16 protein-coding genes are annotated in these 17,971 nt (G+C 62.4%); 2 read left to right on the forward strand and 14 right to left on the reverse strand.

Going from position 1 to position 17,971, the window contains the following annotated elements:
- Nucleotides 1-8: 8 nt before the first annotated feature.
- From SIL87_RS06195 to SIL87_RS06260, 14 genes are all read right to left on the reverse strand, one after another.
- The gene (locus SIL87_RS06195; protein WP_319613318.1) at nt 9-2,246 is read right to left on the reverse strand and encodes a peptidase domain-containing ABC transporter; all 2,238 of its coding nucleotides are present in this window, start codon (nt 2,244-2,246) and stop codon (nt 9-11) included.
- Nucleotides 2,243-3,535 carry an HlyD family efflux transporter periplasmic adaptor subunit gene (locus SIL87_RS06200; RefSeq protein ID WP_319613319.1) on the reverse strand — a complete coding sequence of 431 codons (1,293 nt, stop codon included), beginning with the start codon at nt 3,533-3,535 and terminating at the stop codon, nt 2,243-2,245. Before SIL87_RS06200 ends, SIL87_RS06195 begins: the two co-directional genes overlap by 4 nt.
- A gap of 130 nt (nt 3,536-3,665) precedes the next feature.
- Nucleotides 3,666-4,814, reverse strand: a complete 1,149-nt coding sequence (locus SIL87_RS06205) for a Hint domain-containing protein (RefSeq protein WP_319613320.1) — start codon at nt 4,812-4,814, stop codon at nt 3,666-3,668.
- A 347-nt stretch (nt 4,815-5,161) separates the two neighbouring features.
- Nucleotides 5,162-6,178 (reverse strand): IS110 family RNA-guided transposase, encoded by a 1,017-nt coding sequence (locus tag SIL87_RS06210; protein WP_319613321.1) that lies wholly within the window; start codon nt 6,176-6,178, stop codon nt 5,162-5,164.
- A gap of 33 nt (nt 6,179-6,211) precedes the next feature.
- Nucleotides 6,212-6,517 (reverse strand): hypothetical protein, encoded by a 306-nt coding sequence (locus SIL87_RS06215; protein WP_319613322.1) that lies wholly within the window; start codon nt 6,515-6,517, stop codon nt 6,212-6,214.
- A gap of 161 nt (nt 6,518-6,678) precedes the next feature.
- Nucleotides 6,679-6,894 carry a hypothetical protein gene (locus SIL87_RS06220; protein ID WP_319613323.1) on the reverse strand — a complete coding sequence of 72 codons (216 nt, stop codon included), beginning with the start codon at nt 6,892-6,894 and terminating at the stop codon, nt 6,679-6,681.
- A gap of 273 nt (nt 6,895-7,167) precedes the next feature.
- Nucleotides 7,168-9,249: a Hint domain-containing protein gene (locus SIL87_RS06225; protein WP_319613324.1), complete on the reverse strand. Its 2,082-nt coding sequence runs from the start codon at nt 9,247-9,249 to the stop codon at nt 7,168-7,170.
- Nucleotides 9,246-10,520, reverse strand: a complete 1,275-nt coding sequence (locus SIL87_RS06230; protein WP_319613325.1) for an autotransporter strand-loop-strand O-heptosyltransferase — start codon at nt 10,518-10,520, stop codon at nt 9,246-9,248. The genes SIL87_RS06225 and SIL87_RS06230 overlap by 4 nt, the downstream gene beginning before the upstream one ends.
- A 257-nt stretch (nt 10,521-10,777) precedes the next feature.
- Nucleotides 10,778-11,215, reverse strand: coding sequence for an RbsD/FucU family protein (locus SIL87_RS06235; protein ID WP_319613326.1), 438 nt, complete (start codon nt 11,213-11,215; stop codon nt 10,778-10,780).
- A 27-nt stretch (nt 11,216-11,242) separates the two neighbouring features.
- Nucleotides 11,243-12,151 (reverse strand): ribokinase, encoded by a 909-nt coding sequence (locus tag SIL87_RS06240; RefSeq protein WP_319613327.1) that lies wholly within the window; start codon nt 12,149-12,151, stop codon nt 11,243-11,245.
- The gene (locus SIL87_RS06245) at nt 12,148-13,140 is read right to left on the reverse strand and encodes a LacI family DNA-binding transcriptional regulator (RefSeq protein WP_319613328.1); all 993 of its coding nucleotides are present in this window, start codon (nt 13,138-13,140) and stop codon (nt 12,148-12,150) included. The genes SIL87_RS06240 and SIL87_RS06245 overlap by 4 nt, the downstream gene beginning before the upstream one ends.
- 5 nt (nt 13,141-13,145) lie before the next feature.
- Nucleotides 13,146-13,886: an ATP-binding cassette domain-containing protein gene (locus tag SIL87_RS06250; RefSeq protein WP_319613329.1), complete on the reverse strand. Its 741-nt coding sequence runs from the start codon at nt 13,884-13,886 to the stop codon at nt 13,146-13,148.
- A complete protein-coding gene (locus SIL87_RS06255) occupies nt 13,886-14,833 on the reverse strand; it encodes an ABC transporter permease (protein ID WP_319613330.1) in 948 nt (315 codons plus the stop codon). Before SIL87_RS06255 ends, SIL87_RS06250 begins: the two co-directional genes overlap by 1 nt.
- A gap of 115 nt (nt 14,834-14,948) precedes the next feature.
- Nucleotides 14,949-15,977, reverse strand: a complete 1,029-nt coding sequence (locus SIL87_RS06260) for a sugar ABC transporter substrate-binding protein (RefSeq protein ID WP_319613331.1) — start codon at nt 15,975-15,977, stop codon at nt 14,949-14,951.
- A 348-nt stretch (nt 15,978-16,325) separates the two neighbouring features.
- Here SIL87_RS06260 and SIL87_RS06265 point away from each other — a divergent pair, with 348 nt between their 5' ends.
- Both SIL87_RS06265 and SIL87_RS06270 read left to right on the forward strand, forming a co-directional pair.
- Nucleotides 16,326-17,090 carry a PEP-CTERM sorting domain-containing protein gene (locus tag SIL87_RS06265; RefSeq protein WP_319613332.1) on the forward strand — a complete coding sequence of 255 codons (765 nt, stop codon included), beginning with the start codon at nt 16,326-16,328 and terminating at the stop codon, nt 17,088-17,090.
- Nucleotides 17,091-17,167: 77 nt separating this feature from the next.
- On the forward strand, nt 17,168-17,968 hold the full coding sequence (locus tag SIL87_RS06270) for a sterol desaturase family protein (protein ID WP_319613333.1): 801 nt from the start codon (nt 17,168-17,170) through the stop codon (nt 17,966-17,968).
- Nucleotides 17,969-17,971: the final 3 nt, after the last annotated feature.

Raw genomic sequence — 17,971 nt, forward strand, 5'->3', positions numbered from 1 at the left:
GCGGCGGTTCAGGTGCAGGAGGGTTCGGCGCGGCGGCGGGATCTGGTTTTCGCCGGTGCCGGGCGCCAGTAGTCGTCCCGCGGCACGATCTGGGCCTGCCCATCGGCGAGGGCCACGATCTTGTCGGCGCGGGCGATGGTTTCCGGGCGATGGGCGATGATGATGCGGGTGATCGCCATCGCCGCGATCGCATCGGCAACCTCGCGTTCGCGGGCCACATCGAGATGACTGGTCGCTTCGTCGAGCACCAGCACACGCGGGTTGCGGAACAGGGCTCGGGCAAGCACGATGCGCTGCTTCTGGCCGCCTGACAGGCTCGATCCCATATCCCCCACCAGGGACCGATAACCCATCGGCATGGCCGCGATTTCATCATGGATTCCAGCGAGACGGGCGGCGGCCTCGATCCCTTCACTCGTGGCATCGTGCGCGAACAGGCTGATATTGTCGGCGATCGAGCCGCCGAACAACTGATCGTCCTGCATCACGGCGGCAACCAGGGAACGGAAACGTTTCAGCCCGAGCTTGGTGATGTCCATGCCGCCGAACAGGATGACGCCCTCGGTGGGTTGCAGCAGGCCGAGGATGAGTTTCGCCAGCGTGGTCTTGCCGACGCCCGAGGGGCCGATGATCGCAAGGGCCTCGCCGGCTTCGACCTTGAGCGAGCACTCGCGCAGGATCCAGGGATCGTCCTCGGCGTAGCGGTAGCTGACGTTACGGAGTTCGATCGTGGCGTCCGGCGCAGGGCCTTCGTAGATGCTTTCGAGGTGCCGTTCGGGCGGATGAAGCACGATGTCGGCAAGACGCTCGCCGTAAAGGCGCATCATTTTCAACTCGATGATCGCATTGACCAGCCCGTCGCCCCGGCTGGTCACCTGAATGGCGTAGGTGATGAAGGCGACCAGCATGCCGACGGTGAAGTGACCGTTGATCACCATCAGGGCGCCGACCCAGACGATCACGACCTTCTGGCCCCCGGACAGCAGATGCTGGAGCAGGTTGAATGCGATCGAGAGGCGCTGGACGCTCACTTCCCGGTTGGCGGTTTCGACCAAGGCGTTGGAGTAGCGGGCGGTGCGCTGTTCCTGGAGGTTAAACAGCTTGAGGGTTTGCACCCCGCGGATCGATTCAAGCAACTGGGTCTGTTGCTTCGCGGTGAACACGATCCGGTCTTCGAGCGCGCGTTTGAGCGGAATGAACAGCAGCAGCCGCGCGATCGCGTAGACGATGAACAGCCCGAGGACGATGAGGGTCAGCTTGATACTGTAAAGCGCGATCACGATGAGGGTGACCAGCGCCATGATGCCATCGAGGATCGCGGAGACCAGATTGGTCGTGATGGTATGCTGGATGTTGTTGACCGCGCTATAGCGCGAGACGACATCGCCGACATGGCGCTTCTCGAACCAGTCGAGCGGCAGGCGGAGCAGGTGGCTGAACACATTGGCCGCCCACTGCACGCTGAGCACGGTGCTGATATAAACCACGACCCAGGAGCGCAGCGCGGTGATCACCGCCGAGAACAGCGCGACGAGCAGGAAGCCGATGCCGAGTTGGGTGAGCAAGGCGCGATCGCCGGTGACCAGCACCTGATCGATCACCCATTGCATATAGAACGGGCTGACCACCGCAAAGACTTCGAGCGCAAGCGCGAGCACCATGATCCGCGCGAGCGCCGAACCGAGGCCTTTCACATTGCCGCTGATCGCACGGAGCGAGGCGGATTGCCTGGCTTCGGCGGGGCGGAAATCGGCGGCGGGGGACAGTTCGAGGGCGACGCCGGTGAAGTTTTTCGAAACCTCGGCAAGGGAGAGTTTGCAGACCCCGCGCGAGGGGTCGTGGATCAGCACATGGGTGCGGCCGACTTCGCGCAGCACCACGAAATGATCGAAATTCCAGTGCAGAATACAGGGCAGGCGGAGATGCCCGAGATCCTGCATTTCAAGGCGCAGGGGGCGGCTGTCGAGCCGGAGATCGCCCGCGATTTCGATCATCCGGGCGAGGGACGCGCCCTTGAGGGAGGTGGAAAACCGGCGACGCAGGTTGGGCAGGTCGGTCTCGAACCCGTGATAGCCCGCGATCATGGCAAGGCAGGCGAGGCCGCATTCCGCCGCTTCGGTCTGGAGCACGACCGGCAGCTTCCGCCCGAAGCCGAACTGAATGTCGGAGACCAGACCCTCGGAGGGGGCGGGGTGGTTATTGGATGCGCGCAGCCAGGCCGGAAGGCGGAGTTTCGGACGTTTCATGGGGTTCCTCGCGCCGGGGCGGGGTGGTTGCCGAGAAACAGATTGTCGCCGAGACCATAGAGCGGCTCGAACACCCACTGGATCAGGCGGCGACGGTCGAGCACCACGGTCGCATCGAGGGCGAGGCCGGGGCGCAGATGTTCGGTGCGGCCATAGACATCGACGTTCTGGCTGTCGAGCCGGACCATGACCCGGTAGAGCGGCTGCTTGGTCTGCATCTGGGTCAGGGCCAGTACCTGTTCGGGGGTCAGCGCACTGCGCGAGACCGACAGAACGACGCCGTGGTGCTGGCCGAATTCCTGATACGGGAAGGCGTTGTAGCGCAAATTGAGCCGCATCCCGGGGTGGATGAAGCCGACCGCGTGGCTGGGCACGAGCATCTGGGCGCGGAGCACGGAGCCGGCGGGCATGACGGACAGGACCGATTGGCCCTGCTGCACGGCCTGCCCCGGCTCGACCACCATGGCCGAGACGATCCCGGCGGAGGGAGCGCGCAGAATGATCGAACGGCCACCGGCGTTGCGGGCGAGTTCCTGGGTGATGTCGGCGAGCTTGGTCCGCGTCGCGTTGGATTCGCTCACGGCGCTCATCGGCAGTTGCCTGAGCTGATTATCGACATCGCCGAGTTGCTGCTCGATGCCGACCTGATCGCGCTGCAGCGTCTTCAGCTCGGCCTGGGCACCGAACACGGTGGATTGCTGCTGCTGCATCTGCAGGGCGGAAATGAATTTCGTGTTGCCGATGCTGTGGAACCGGGCGAGGACCGATTCGGTGCTGGCGACATCCTGCCGCTGGATCGTGATCTGGCTGGCGATTTCGGCGAGCTGGGATTTGAGCATCGCCCGCTTGGCGAGCAAGCCGGTCTTTTTGGTCGCGACCAGGCTTTTCTCGTTATCGAGGTCCGAGCGCAGGAGCGCGGCCTGATTATCGAGGGATTGGGTGATCAGCGCATCGATCAGGCCGATCTTCGCACTGTCGCGGTCCGCGGAAATCTCGACCAGCGGCTGGCCGGCTTTCACGTGTTCGCCATCGTGCGCATAGGTGCGGGTGACGGTTCCGGCGAGCGAGGCGGTGATGCTGAGCAGCCCGCGCGACGGAACCAGCGTGCCCTGCACGGTCTGATGGCGGGTGTAATGGCCGAAGGCGAGAAACAGAATAATAACGAGGCCGATGACGCCGCCGAGCCCTGCATACACCCAGTGGCTGGTCGGGCTGGCGATGCGGATGGTACCCATCCATTCGCCTTGCCTTCCGTCCAGCACGTCGCGGCGGAACAGATCATCCGGCATGGCGGTCCTTCATTGGTGCTGGCGTTTCCGTGGGTATCGAGGTTTGGCGTGGCGGGTATTCAATGGAAACGCACGGCATGGGGTCAATTCCATGCCGTGCGCCGGTGTCATCCGATAGGCGGGCCGGTGATCAGGCCGAGAGGCGCAGGCTTTGGCCGATCGCCGCCGTCTGGCGGCCGACCACCGGGTAGGACGGCAGGCTGTTGAGGCGGATGATCAGGGCGTTCCCGCCCTCCAGCATATGGGCCGGAATGATCGCCGCGCCGTCGGTCCAGCGATGGCCGGTTTCGTGCACGTGCCAGCCGGTGACGAGATCGGCGCTGTCGCGGTCGATCGGCATCGTGCCGGTAGCGGTCTCCAGCGTGAGGCTCGCAACGTCGAGGCCGAGGCTGCGACGATCTTCCGAAGCGCCATCTATCCAGGCGGGCACCACGGCGCGCGAGGACAGGGTGAGATCGCAGGCGGTAGCCGGCAGATCGATCCGCAGGGTGGACTGATCGAGGCTGATGACCGGCAGGCGCAGACCGGCGCTGACGGCGACCGTCTGGGCGTCCTGCGTCATGGTCGGAGCCGCGAGGCGGGCGAGAATCCGCGCACGGACGGCATGGACTAGATCACCGGTTTCCATGAACGGAGCGCAGCCGGTTTCGACCCGAAGTGATTGGGCGAAATCGGGATGCAGCACGGTCGGGGCTTCGTTACCGTCGAAGAAGTTGCGGTTGCCGGTGTCGAGGTAGGATTCGACCGGCATGGAATCGGCGAGCAGGATGTCGTGGCTGTCGAGTTCCACATGATAATAGGTGAAGCTGTCGCGGCGCTCCTGAACGATCGAGCGGCCATTGACCAGCGCCTTGGCCGGGATCAGCGCCCCGTCGATGAACAAGGCGTGATCAGGTGAAACATGGAGGGTGCGCGCGGGCAGACCATCGGCGATGGCACCGGCTTCGATGCGGATCGGCCAGACGGTCTCGGGTTTCGGATGCCGGGTGGCGTCGATCGTGCGATGGCCGATCCAGCGGATCGGGCGCAGGGCACCGCTCGCGGTAATGAGTTCATCGCCGGGCTGAAGGGTTTCCACCGCGATTTCACCCGCAGCGCCGAGCAGGCGGGTGCCGGGGAGGAAGCAGACGGTGATTTGCAGAACGCCGCCGGGCCCACTCGTGACTGTGGCTTTGGCGCCGGAAACCGCCGGGGCGAAGCCGATCTCGACTTGGTCGGTTAAGATCCCGCCAGCCGGATTAGCAAGAGTTAACTGAATTTCGGTGACTTCGGTGCCCAAGATATTGGCACCGTTAGGGATGACCGTGTATCCTACCAAGTCTGCCGATGTGAAACCCCCGAGATCGATCGCGTCGGTCGGGCCATGTCTGGAACGCCCCCGTCGCGCAAGGGTAAAAGTGGAACGAGGCGATCATCGCATGCAGTCATGTCTACGGCCTATTGAATGCGTGGCAGAGCCACGCTGGCCATGATGAAGTCCGCGAGTTGATTTCCGATCAAAATTGCGCGCTCGACAAGCGCATTGGCCCAACGGATTACGTCAACTCCCGGATGCGACCGGTTCGTCATCATTCCTCAGCACCATTACGCGATCTCTATCACGCCAGACGCGATCCACCTTTTGGGTCAGATCGACGGCGCAACATATTCTTGTCCCTTTGCCATCAGCACCCAGGCGATACGAGCGGTCTTGTTGGCGAGTGCGACGGCTACGACCTTCGGTCGCTTGCTATCGATCAGACGAGATGCCCACGCCCGGCTTGGATTACTTTGCCGCGCGTGGCGCAGCACAGCCGTCGCGCCCACCACGAGAAGACGCCGCAGATATCCGTCGCCCTGCTTGGTGATGCCCATATTCCGCTCCTTACCGCCACTGCTGTGCGATCGGGGGGTCAAACCGAGCCAGGCCGAAAACTGCCTTCCAGATCGGAATACCGTCGCGTCCGGTACACTGACCGCAATCGCACTGGCCGTGATGGGACCGATGCCGGGAACGGCCGCCAGCCGCCGGCTCCGCTCGTTGTCGCGATGCCAGGCCATGATCTTCGCTTCGATCGCCGCAATCTGACGTTCACTACTTTCGATCTGCGCGATCACCCCATTCAGCGCGTCCCGAGCAAGTGCGGGTAATGTCGCGCCACATCCATGGAACAGCTCGAGCAACTGTTTCATCCCGACCAGCCCCTGCGCGGCGATTATCCCCAATTCTCCGAGATGAGCACGGAGTGCATTGGTCAGCATCACCCGCTGGCGGACCAGCAATTCACGCGTCTTGTGCAACATCAGCACCGACTGCTGTTCGGCTGATTTCACCGGAACAAACCGCATGGTCGGCCTTGTCACGGCCTCGCAGATCGCCTCTGCATCCGCCGCGTCCGTCTTGCCACGTTTGATATAGGGTTTGACGTAGGCAGGTGGCATCATCTTCACCGAATGCCCTAATGCAGCAATTTCACGAGCCCAGTAATGCGCCGATCCGCATGCCTCCATACCCACTAGGCACGCGGGAACCTTCCGGAAAAACGTCAGGACATCCGAGCGCCGCAGTTGCCGACGAACAACTACACGGCCATCGGCCGCTACACCATGAACCTGGAAAACATTCTTCGCCAGATCCAACCCAATCGTTACAATCTCACTCATAGCCATGCCCTCCTATGTTGACGGTCCGGCATCCTACCGCAGACCGCCGCTATTAAACGCCAGGAAGAGGGGGCGTTCCACACCATCAAAATTGCTGATAAAACCGGTTGACGGATCAAGCGGGTTTCCTTGATTGAGAATGCTTGAGAAATTCGTTATATCAGGAATAACGAACGTGACGTTCGTGCTACCGCTAGCGATGTTGTAATCGTCATTTCCAAAGGAGGTTAGTGTCTCCGGAAATATAATAGTTGAATTAGATGTAATATCATATACTGTATTAAGCTCAGGCGTTAGGGACGATGCACCAGTTGGAACCGTAATTGTTGATTCAGTCATAACGTTATCTCCGCTGAATAGATCCAAGAGGAGCTGATCGATATATCAATAACCAACTGCCAGGATCTAATGAATTATTCACACCACTTCGTATTTTCGGGTTCCCCTGATCGCCCGCCAAGAGGCGTGGCGGCGGGATCAACCCGCCGCCATTCCGGAACTCAGAGGCCGAGGCCGCCGAGCAAGCCTGTCAGACCACCGACGAGGCCGCCAAGCAGGCCACCGAGAACGCCGGTCAGGCTGCCCAGCAGGCCGCCGAGCACGCTGCTGACATCGCCGAGCACGCCACCAAGAAGGGTTCCGACGCCGGAGACGGAGATGGTGCCGCCGGAGACGGCGTCGATTTCGGTGGTCGAAAGTTCACGAATTGTCGTCATTTGGTTCAACTCCCATTAGATTTTGAAAACGCAGACCAGAGTGCTGACGGCACCTGCCAACAAGCTCCCCGTAACAATCAGGCAGGTCAGCACGCAGCGCCGATAAGCTGTCGGCTTCCGTAGACGTTGCGCCTCACCCGGGTATCACCTTGTGTCTCGTTTAAGATAATACCTTGAATGTTATTGTTTATCTCATAAACATTGTCAATCAGTAATTTATGAGACATTTGCGTCATAACACCACATTTCGTCCGAAAAGCCGGGATTTTTGGCTCAGCGGGCGCGACCGGCAAGCATACGGCGGGCGATTGGTGCGCCCCGCGTGATGGGGTAGGTCGGCTCCGACGCAAGCTCGATCGTGAGGCGATGTGCGCCCGCGAGGAGTGAAGCAGGCAGAGCGGCGTCGCCATCGGTCCAGCGATGCGCCGGTTCGGCGGCGTACCACCCTTTGGCGAGACGTTCATCGGCAAGGTTCAGCCTTGTGCCGTCGAGGGTGAGGCTCGCGATATCGAGACCGAGGCGGCGGCGATCTTCCGACGCGGGGTCTTCATGGGCGGGCACGAATACCCGGCTCGAAAGCCGTGCCCCCCCCGCCATCGACGACAGGTTGATCGACCATTGCCGTTCACCGGTCCGGACGCCCTCAAGCCGCCGCTCGCCCGCAATCAGAACGATGGCCGGATCGCTGGTATGCGACCCGACTAGCAGGCGCGCGAGGATGCGGCGGCGCAGAGCGACGATCGCCGGACCCGATTCGGTGAAGGGCGCGCAGGAGCGGGCTTCGCGCTCGCTCTGCATCATGTTGGGGTGAAGAATGATGGCATCGTCGCGCTGACCGGCAAAAAAGGCGCGGTTGCCGGTATCGAGGAAACTTTCGACCGGCAGCGCCTCGGCCAGCAAAATGTCGTGGCTGGGAAGTTCGATATGATAATACTCGATGGCATCGCGCTCGACCTGGGCGATCGACCTTCCGTTGACCAAGGCCTTGGCGGGCACGAGCATGCCATCGAGATAGAGCGCATGGTCGGGCGACACATACAGATCGCGCGCGGGGATATGATCGGCGACGGCACCGGCTTCGATCCGGATCGGCCGGATCTGCTCGGGGCGCGGATGGCGGGTGGCATCGAGTCGGCGATGGCCGATCCATACGATCGGGGCGAGCCGCCCGTCGTGAGTGATCACCGTCTCGCCGACCGCGAGCGACTCGACGGCGATTTCACCGCGCGCGGTCAGGATGCGGGTGCCGGGGCAGAAGCAGACGCTGAGAACGCCACCTGAGACCGAGAAATGATCGCCTGCGAAATTTTGGCTCGGGTCGAGGTGGACGGTATAGGTCGCGGTGCCTTCGGTCACGGTCAGTACATTGCCCGCGCCGAGGGTCGCGGTGCCGAGTCCCGCGGAACTGGCCCCGACGAAAAAGATCGAATCGCCTTCACTCGGACCGGTCGCATCGAATCCGCTGATGACGTTGTTGAGGTTGGTGATCCCGTCGAGCCCCAGAGTGGCACCGGCGCCGGTGAAGTCGATCGCGCCGCTGACGACCGCTCCGGCATTCAACAGCAAATTCCCATCCACCCCGAGTGTGGAGCCGCTGATGGTGCCGCCACTGTAGACGGTTTCCTGACCGTTGGCCGTGATGGTCGTTCCGATCGCTACGCCGCCGCTCAGCACCGACTGATTGCCACCGTCGATCACCGAGGAAATGAGCGTTCCGCCGGCAGACGTCGTTTTACCGCTGGTGAAACCGGCATACTGAATGCCGCCGGTGTCGACGGTCGTATTCTGAACGGTGCCTGTGGTCAGGACGAGCTGGACGCCGCCGCTATAGACCGTCGTGCCACTGGCGCTGCCGCTGCTTACGACGACTTCGATCCCCGAATTGCCAAGGTCAACGCCGAGGATGGTGCCACCATCTGCTGTGATGTGAGCGCCGCTCTCGATCACGCTGCCCGAAGCGGTGCCGCCGGAGACGACCGTGATGGAGCCGCTGTTAAGAGCGATATTCCCATCCGCCACCCCGCCGCTCGAAACGGTGAGCGACCCGCCATCGATTACGGTGCTGGAAATCGTGGCACCGGCATAGCCTGAATATCCATCGAACAAGCGGCCACCGGCATAGACGGCGGTACCGGATACGTTCGCCCCGAGGACAAACCCGCCTATCGCACCGTTTTGAAGCGTGACGCCGTCGGCAACGCCTGAAGCCGCAAGCGCAGTGCCGCCTGATGTAACCAAAATCGCCGAGATGGTGCCGCCGAGCACTTCCAGAATGCCGCCTGCCGCCACTGTCGCGCCGCTGATCGTTGTACCTGAACCTACTTTGGTCGCGCTGCTGATCGTGGTTCCGCTCATGCGAAGGATCCTCTTGTGTTGTCGGTCGGTGGGGGAGATTTTTCGGTTGCGAAGCCCGGCACGGTGCTGATCACCCCGATCACATGTTCGGCGGTGATCAGGCGGGTGCACTCGAACTGGCGGGGAGTACCGGCGTGATGCGGGCACCAGAGGAAATCCTTATGGTCGAACGCAACGCGCGGATCGTTCCAGCAGGAATTACAGGCGTGGTAGTTGATCACCCGGTAGGGGGTGGCGAATTCGTTGAGCGGGTGGGTGAAGCCGGAAATCATCACGACCGGGGTGCCCACCGCCCAGGCAAGCCAAGACAGGCCGCTCGACAGTCCGACAAACAACGCGGCACCCCGCAGCAGCTCGGCACGTTCGAGCACCGGATGATCGCCGGTCATGTCCTCGACGCCGTGAGGAATATGGGTCCAGACCATGCCGCTGCCACCGACGCGCTTCTGGTCGATGCAGACGACGCGGTAGCCGCGATCCTTCAGAAACGCGACGATCTTGTGCCAGCCTTCCGGATTGTTCCACATCTTGGCTTGAGCGGTGCTCTGGACCGCGATGCAGACATAGGGGGATGACGCCTTGGGTGCCGGGGCCGGGCGTGCGATGCGCGGCGGGGTTTCGGTGGGATCGACGCCGAGGATATAGCCGGCGGTGCGGTGCAGCCCGACGAGGCGGAAGTCGCACGGTTGCCGGCGGCGTTCATCGTCGTTGAAGAACAGGCCAAGATAATAGGTGGCGTAGAAATTTCCGGTATCGACCGCATCGTGGTCGAGGAAGGTGATTTCGGGATGGGTCGCCGCGAAGAGTGGAATGAGGTTCGCGGCCATCGAGCAGGTCAGGCGACAGCGGTGGATTTCCTGATAGCGCGCGGCATAAGGGAACCAGCCGAGGATGTCGCCCAGCGTGCCGACGGGAAAGGCGATGTGGACGGCCCGATCCGCACAATTCTGATCGTGTGTGAACACGTCGCGACCCGATTGCGAGATTTCGATCCGGAACGGAACGGCGTAGCGCTTGGCACTGACGACGAGGCCTTCATCGAGTTCGGTATCGAACAGGATGTTGCCGGTGAGGCGGTCGCGCAAAACCACGTGCCAGGGGCCATCGCCGCGGGGCAGCGCGACCCGGCACCCATCATTGAAATCGAATCGGATTCCGCACGGCCCCGACTGGGTCGGCAGCGGCGCGGGAGCCGGGTATGCACTGACCGCTGGCGCGGGACGCGTCCGCCCGTCGGTCGCGTTCGGCAGGAATGACGGCAGATTGTCCATAAATCAGGAACCAACTCAGGATCGTGTCCACGTTAAGACGAATTTTTCGAATTATTCAATTAAAAATATTATGAAACATAAAATTAGTCAACGTGTGGTTACTTGCTCATAATCTCGTAAAAAGACGTTCGCCCATGACAATGCAACCGCCGGATGTGTCTTCCGCCGGTTTGGCCGGGCCGAAATCGAGGGTTGAAAGCAGCCGGCGAGCCGCGAGTCAGGCCGAACTCAGCTTGGCCTGACGGCGCGGATAGCTGTTATCCCACCGGGCGAAGCACGCCTTTGGTGATGATGATATTGGCGTAGAGGCGGCGATCGCCGGTGGCGACGATCGCGAAACTATCACGGGCCCGCCGGTAGAACTCGTGGCGTTCGACGGTACCAAGGCTTCCAGTGTCGAGCCCGGCGGCGGTGGTCGCCTCGTGGAGTTCCGCCACGGCTTGCGGAACCGTGCTGGGGTCGCCGACGATCTGCATGGTGAGCAAGGGTTTGGGAATGAAGTCGTCGACCGGGAGGATCGCGATGATCGCACGGAACATGGTGGTGACGTCGCTGCCCTGAGCCGTGATCAGGCGGCGCGCGCAGGCGGCTGCGGGGAAGTTGGCATCGACGATGGTGATGGTGTCGCCATGCCCCATAGCCCGGAGCGCATGGAGCAGGTCGGCGGTGAGCAGGGGATCGATACCGCGAAGCATGGGCGTATCCTCGTCAGGGGTGAACGGTCAGGGTTCGAGCAGGGCTGCGATTTCATCGGCGCGAGGCATGGCGGGTTGCGCGCCGTGCCGTGTCGCCGCGAGCGCGCCCGCCGCGTTGCCGAAGGCGACGGCGCTTTGGATAGGGGCACCACGTTCGATGGCGGCGGCGAAAGCTCCGGCGAAGGCATCGCCACAACCGGTCGTGTCGATCACGGTGACCGGGTGGCATGGCAGATGGCCGGGGACGACGCTGGTGGCATTGTTCGCGGCCCAGACCACGCCGGCGGCACCGAGGGTGACGATCGCGGCACGGCGATCGGCGGCGAGGTCGATCGCAGCGGCCTCCGGTGAGGCGAGATGGTCGGATGCCAGCAGGCATGACGCTTCGGCTTCGTTGACCAGCAAAATATCGGCGGCGTCGCGCAGCGCAGCGAGGGTTGCCGGATCGACCCCCGCGACCGGCGAGACATTGAGGATGGTGGTGCCCCCGGCGGCGCGATTTGCGGCGGCAGCGGCGAGCACGACCGGGATCGGGATTTCGAGCTGCGCGAGCAGAATGGTGCCCGACGGGAACGTTTCCGGGAGATCGGCGGGGGTAAGCGCATGGTTGGCGCCGGGAATCACGATGATGCGGTTTTCGCCGGTGCCTTCGACAGTAATGATGGCCACACCCGTGGGAATGGCGGTGCGGATGATGGCTTTGGCGTCGATGCCCTCGGCGGCAAGCGTCTGGTACAGCTTGTCCCCATAGGAATCGCGACCCAGACAGCCGATAAACCGGACCTCGGCACCGGCGCGGCGGGCGGCGACGGCCTGATTGGCCCCCTTGCCACCGGGGTAGAGGGCGTAATCGTGACCGAGCAGCGTTTCGCCCGCATGGGGCGCTCGTTCGGTACGGACCACGATATCCATATTGGCGCTGCCGAGGACGATCATGCGACATGCCCCGATGCGGACGTGCTGGCTCGCTCGATCAAGGTCACCGCAAGCCGGTGATGGACGACCGGGGCAGTGGGAGCGGCGATGCGGGCGAGCAGGGTTTCGACCGCGCTGCGGCCGAGGGCATCCACAGGTTGGCGGATCGTGGTGAGCGGCGGCTCGGTGAGGGCGGCCCAGGGAATGTCGTCGAACCCGATCACCGCGACATCATCAGGCACGGCGCGGCCCAGTGCGCGAAGGCGCCGAAGTGTGCCGATCGCCACCACGTCGCTCGCGGCAAAGATACCATCGAGCCGGGGGTCGGCCAGCCAGGCGCAAGCGGGTTCGGGCAGAGTGAGAGCGAAAGGGACTTCATGATGCCAGATGATGTCGAGACCGGACGCGTTGGCAAGAAAGCCTTCGGCGCGCCCTGCGGCACTCGGGGAGCTAGCAGGACCGGCGAGCAGGCCGATCCTGCGGCGGCCTTGAGCGTGGAACGCAGCGGCGACCAGCGCGCCACCTTCGTGATGATCGGCAGCGATGCTGTCATAGGAGGCGAAGGCCGGGCTCGGACGATCGAGGATCACGGCAGGACCGGTGGGGCGATGAACCGGGGATTCGGTGCCGGGAATCCAGATGATGCCGTCGGCGCGCTCGGCCAGCGCCGCGAGGGCTTCCGCCTCGGTTGCGGTATCGCTGCCGCTGCTGGCGAGGATCAAGGCGTGGCGATGCGCCCACGCCGCATCGGTCACGGCCTGGGCGAGAGCCGGGAAGAACGGATTGGCAAGATCAGGCAGGAGCAGCCCGATCGCCTGATGACGTCCGGTGCGCAGTGCGCGGGCCGAGGAACTCATGCGATAGTCCAGCGCGGCAAGGGCGGCTTCGACCCGGGCGCGGGTTTCCGGCGCGACCGGTTTGGAATCGTTCAACACGAACGAAACTGTCGCGGTGGAAACCCCGGCGCGGACGGCGACATCCCGCAAGGTGGCGCCACGCGGCCGGGACACCGGGTTCAGACCTCGCCGCCCGCGATCGCGGCGACGATGCGGGTGCGATCGACCTCCTGTGTACGCCAATGCGCGATGGTACGACCGGCGCGCATCACCCAGACACTGTCGGAAATGCGCATGACCTGTTCGAGATCGTGACTGATCACGAGTTGCGCGATGCCCTCACCGCGCAAATTACCGATCAAGGTTTCCACCGCGCCGCGTTCGCGCAGACCGAGCGCCGCCGTGGGCTCGTCCATGATGACCAGCGCCGAGCCCCAGCTGGCGGCACGCCCGATCGAAATGGACTGCCGCTGGCCACCCGACAGGCGGCGGACCTTGGCGCGCACCGGCGGCATATTGACCAGCAGGCGGCTGAGCTTGGCCTGGGTCTCCGCGATCATGCGCCGCCGGTCGAGCCAGCGAAACGGGCCGAGGCCGCGTTTGAGTTCGCGGTTGAGATACATGTTCTGCCAGACGGTCAGATCTTCGACGAGTGCGAGATCCTGATAGACGGTTTCGATTCCGACCGCGCGGGCTTCAGTCGGCGAGGTGAAATGGATCGGGGCCGCCTTGAACGCGATCGTGCCGGAATCGGGTGGGTGAACACCGGTGATGCAGCGGATGAGGGTGGATTTTCCGGCGCCATTGTCGCCGACCAAAGCAGTGACCTCGCCGGCCGGGCAGGTCAGTTCCGCCCCGCGCAGGGCTTCGACCGCACCGAAGGATTTCTTCAAGTCGTGGATTTCGAGAATGGCGGTCATCACTTTTGCAACCTGCTGAGAACTGCCGCAGCGATGACGACGATGCCGACCGCGATCGGCTGGTAATATTCCGAGACCTGCAACAAGGTAAACCCGTTGAGCAGGGTGGTCAGGACCAGCGCACCAGCGACCGTGCCGAGGACAGCCGCGCGACCACCGAACAGAGATGACCCGCCAAGGACGACCGACGCAATCGATGTGAGAAGCTGCGAGGTTTGCAGCGAAGGGTCGGACCCGCCGGTGCGGGCGACCAGCAGGATCGCCGCGAGGCCGACCAGCGCACCGTCGATCACATAGACCGCTATTTTCATCCGGTCCGTCGGAATGCCCATATTACGCGCGGCATCGCGGTTGCCGCCGGTCGCGAGCACATGGGTTCCGAACGCGGTGTGGGTGAAGACGAGATGCGCCCCGACCGCGATCAGAATGGCGATGAGGTAGAAATAGCGGATCGGGCCGATCGAACCGAGCGCAAGGCTCTGGAGAAAATGCGAGTTGACCGCAAAAGACTGACCGCCACTGACGATCAGCGCCACCCCGTTCATCACACCCAGCATCCCCAGGGTTGCGATGAAATCGTTTACCTTCAGCTTCGCGATGATCAGGCCGTTGATCAGGCCGACCAACGTGCCGGAGAGGATCGCCGCAATAATGGCGAGCGGCATGCCAAGCCCGCCATTATAGGCAAGTCCGAATACCACCGCCGCCCAGGGGAGATTCGCCGCAATCGACAGGTCGATCCCGCCGGTCACGATCGAGAATTGCTGTGCCGTGGCAAGAACCAGCAGGATCGACGCCGAAACCAGCAGATCGCTGATATTCGGCCAGGTGAGAAAAAATGGCGTCAGCACGGAAAAAACCGCGCCGATCACCACCAGACCTATCAGCGCTGCATTGTCACCCCAAAACCCCGGATCCTTGAGCACCGCACCGAACCGGTTGGTCATGCCCGGAGATCCGTGGCTTGAGTATCGGGCCTTTCGAGTGAAACAGGCGGGGGGCCAACGGGCAGCACTCCCTGGCCCTGCTCGCTCCAATCACACATCCCCATCACCATTGCTCTCAGGGCGCGCCGAACGGGTCGTTGAAGGCGAAGAACGGGCGGGGGAAGGATTTCAGGGCGGCGGCGGCGTTGGCGGGGGTAATGAGTTTGATCGGGGCGGTGACGTGGGCGGGAATGGTTTTACCCATCGCGAGTTGGTGGCAGGCTTGCACGGCCATTTCGCCCTCGGCGTAGGGGTATTGAGAGACGGTTCCGGAAAGTTTCCCGGATTTGATCGATTCGAGGGCTTCCTTGACGCCGTCGATGCTGACCACTTTGATTTGTTTGGATTTACCGGCGTTGGCGATCGCCTGTGCGGCACCGAGGCCCATTTCGTCGTTCGCCGCGAAGATGCCGTTCAGATCGGGGTGGACGCGAAGCATGGCTTCGGCGTCGGTGAGAGCGCGGCTGCGCTCGTAATCGGCGGCTTCGGACTGAACGACGGTAAGTTTACCCTTGGTGGTGGCGCGGAAGGCGTTGTCGCGGTTGATGCCGTTTTCCTCGCCGGGGATGCCTTGCAGCATCGCGATATCGCCTTTGTCGTGAAGGAGTTTGAGCATGTAGGTCCCGGCGATCTGGCCGGCATTGGTGTTATCCGAGCCGATGAAGCTGGTGATGTGCAGGCCGGCAGCTTTGACCGCGGCGGGATCGAGACCGCTGTCGAGGTTGATGATGGGGATGTGTTTGTTCGAGACCGGGATCAGCGGGGTGATGATGTTGGTGGCGTTGACCGGGACGACGCCAAAGCAGGTGAAGTTCTCGTTCGCCATGGTCGAGATTTTAGCGTTTTCGCCGATCGAGTCTGTTTCGGTCGAGCCGGCCTGAACACTGACCGGGATGTGGAGTTTCTTGCCTTCGGCGACCGCGCCATCGCGCAACGCACGCCAATAAGGGTTGCCGAAATCGCGGACGATGATGGCGACGCGCGTTTTGGCGGGTGCGGCATGGGCGGGCAGGGCTGAGCAAAGTGCAGCGGCGCTGATTGCGGCAGCGGCGAGGAGTTGCTTGCCGAGGGCACGGCGGCGTAGCGGCGTGATATGCGGGACCATTGCTTCCTCCATGGGGCAGATTTGGACGAACTGCCTGATTTGTCATGTTTGCGGACGTAACCCGACTGGGTTAATCGATTTATATGCAGGATCGCGTCGCCCTGTAAAGATGGCGACGTCAAACGCGGGGAGCGGATTTGCGACTGGAGGTAGCAGTTCGTTTCAAAATCGTGTCAGAAAATTTTACACACGATCGTCTAAATTTTGATAACATTTTTTAAGCATTTGTTATCTTTGGTCAAAATATTCTGGCACGCAATTTGCCAAGGACGTCGTACGACAAACAGAGTTGGGATGTCAGGCTGCCCTTCGGCACAACCGGCGCCCAGCACATGCGGAGACGAGACTATGCGTATTTCAAAACTTCTATTAGCGACAGTGGTCGCAACCACCGCTTCATTGACTGTGGCGCGGGCCGGCACCGATCTGGTGACCAACGGTAATTTCGCCAGCACGTCACCGAGCACAACGGTGAGCACCCAGTTCGGGACGTCCTATAAAGCAGGTCAGTTCGTGACAGGCTGGACTGGTAACAATGGCTACGAGATCTGGTTTCCCAATGCGAAGGCGGCTTCGACGGAAAATACCGTCGGACAGTATAGCTATACTGGCAAAGAAGAGATGTATGCGGTGAACCCCGTCCCGGGCGGCAACACCGCCTTCGTCGGCCTCGACGGCGACCAGACCGATGGAATCCAGAGCAGCCTGAGCCAGACCATCAACAATCTCGTCGCTGGCAGCACCTATGATGTCAGCTTCTACTGGGGTGCGGGGCAGATGCAGAGCCGGACCGGTGCCACGACGGAGCAATTGCAGGTGTCGCTTGGTACGTCGAAGCAATATACCACGACACTTGACAATCCCAGCAAAGGCTTCACCGGCTGGTATAAGGAAGTGATGCAGTTTACCGCATCCAGCACCTCGGAATTGCTCAATTTCCTGTCGATCGGGTCGCCGACCGGTGAACCGCCGATGGCAGTGCTGACTGGTGTGTCGATGCAGCAGGTGCCGGTGCCGGAGCCCTCTTCGCTTGCAATCCTTGGCGCGGGTCTCGTCGGACTCGGGCTGGTGATCCGCCGCCGTCGCAATGGCCGCAAGTCCATCAAGGGCTGAGCCGGTCGGCTTCAACATGAACCGTCCGGGCTCGTCCGCCCGGACGGTTGTACCGTTCCACAGGTCGGAGGCTTGCATTGCACCCATTCATTCTTGAAGCGCTCCGGCTCGCGGTTTGGCTGGTCTTGCTCGCGGCGATCTTCGTGCCGCTGGAGCGGCTGTTCGGTGTGCATCCACAAAAGATTTTCCGCCGGCAGTTCGGGACCGATCTGGGCTATTACATCTTGAACTCGGTGCTGATTGGCGTGGTGCTCGCGGTGCCGCTGGCGCTGTTAGCGGCTGGGGTTCATCAGCTCATGCCGGATCGATTTCTCGCAATGGTCGCGGGGTGGCCGGTCGGGGCGCGATTGGGATTGTCGATCGTGGTCGCCGAAATCGGGTTCTACTGGGGGCATCGTTGGTCGCACGAAATCCCGCTGCTGTGGCGGTTCCATTCGGTGCATCACAGCGCCGAGGATCTGGATTTCCTGAGCAATACCCGCGCCCATCCGGTGGACATGGTCTTCACCCGCCTATGCGGCTTCGTGCCGGTATTCGCGCTGGGTCTCGCCCAGGGCGCGGCATTGCCGGCGGTCGTCGTGGTACTGGGAACGATCTGGGGATTTTTCGTCCATGCCAATCTGCGCTGGCGGTTCGGAGTGCTGGAACGGGTGGTGGCGACGCCATTTTTCCATCGGTGGCACCATACCAACGATGCGTTGCGTGATCGCAATTATGCCGCGATGATCCCGCTGGTCGACCAGTTGTTCGGAACATTTCATCTCCCTGCGGCGTGGCCCACCGCATACGGGATCGATGCGCCGATGCCAGCAACGCTGCACGGCCAGTTGCTCGATCCCCTGGCATCACGCCCGGTGCCGACCGTCGTGCGGGAGTAGCGG

It is taken from the genome of Acidiphilium acidophilum (assembly GCF_033842475.1).
Classification (GTDB): domain Bacteria; phylum Pseudomonadota; class Alphaproteobacteria; order Acetobacterales; family Acetobacteraceae; genus Acidiphilium; species Acidiphilium acidophilum.

Bases quoted from the DNA above. Each gene is read 5' to 3' on its own strand.
- SIL87_RS06195 (WP_319613318.1), bottom strand. From the start codon at position 2,246: ATGAAACGTCCGAAACTCCGCCTTCCGGCCTGGCTGCGCGCATCCAAT.
- SIL87_RS06200 (WP_319613319.1), bottom strand. From the start codon at position 3,535: ATGCCGGATGATCTGTTCCGCCGCGACGTGCTGGACGGAAGGCAAGGC.
- SIL87_RS06210 (WP_319613321.1), bottom strand. From the start codon at position 6,178: ATGAGTGAGATTGTAACGATTGGGTTGGATCTGGCGAAGAATGTTTTC.
- SIL87_RS06215 (WP_319613322.1), bottom strand. From the start codon at position 6,517: ATGACTGAATCAACAATTACGGTTCCAACTGGTGCATCGTCCCTAACG.
- SIL87_RS06220 (WP_319613323.1), bottom strand. From the start codon at position 6,894: ATGACGACAATTCGTGAACTTTCGACCACCGAAATCGACGCCGTCTCC.
- SIL87_RS06225 (WP_319613324.1), bottom strand. From the start codon at position 9,249: ATGAGCGGAACCACGATCAGCAGCGCGACCAAAGTAGGTTCAGGTACA.
- SIL87_RS06230 (WP_319613325.1), bottom strand. From the start codon at position 10,520: ATGGACAATCTGCCGTCATTCCTGCCGAACGCGACCGACGGGCGGACG.
- SIL87_RS06235 (WP_319613326.1), bottom strand. From the start codon at position 11,215: ATGCTTCGCGGTATCGATCCCCTGCTCACCGCCGACCTGCTCCATGCG.
- SIL87_RS06240 (WP_319613327.1), bottom strand. From the start codon at position 12,151: ATGATCGTCCTCGGCAGCGCCAATATGGATATCGTGGTCCGTACCGAA.
- SIL87_RS06250 (WP_319613329.1), bottom strand. From the start codon at position 13,886: ATGACCGCCATTCTCGAAATCCACGACTTGAAGAAATCCTTCGGTGCG.
- SIL87_RS06255 (WP_319613330.1), bottom strand. From the start codon at position 14,833: ATGACCAACCGGTTCGGTGCGGTGCTCAAGGATCCGGGGTTTTGGGGT.
- SIL87_RS06260 (WP_319613331.1), bottom strand. From the start codon at position 15,977: ATGGTCCCGCATATCACGCCGCTACGCCGCCGTGCCCTCGGCAAGCAA.
- SIL87_RS06265 (WP_319613332.1), top strand. From the start codon at position 16,326: ATGCGTATTTCAAAACTTCTATTAGCGACAGTGGTCGCAACCACCGCT.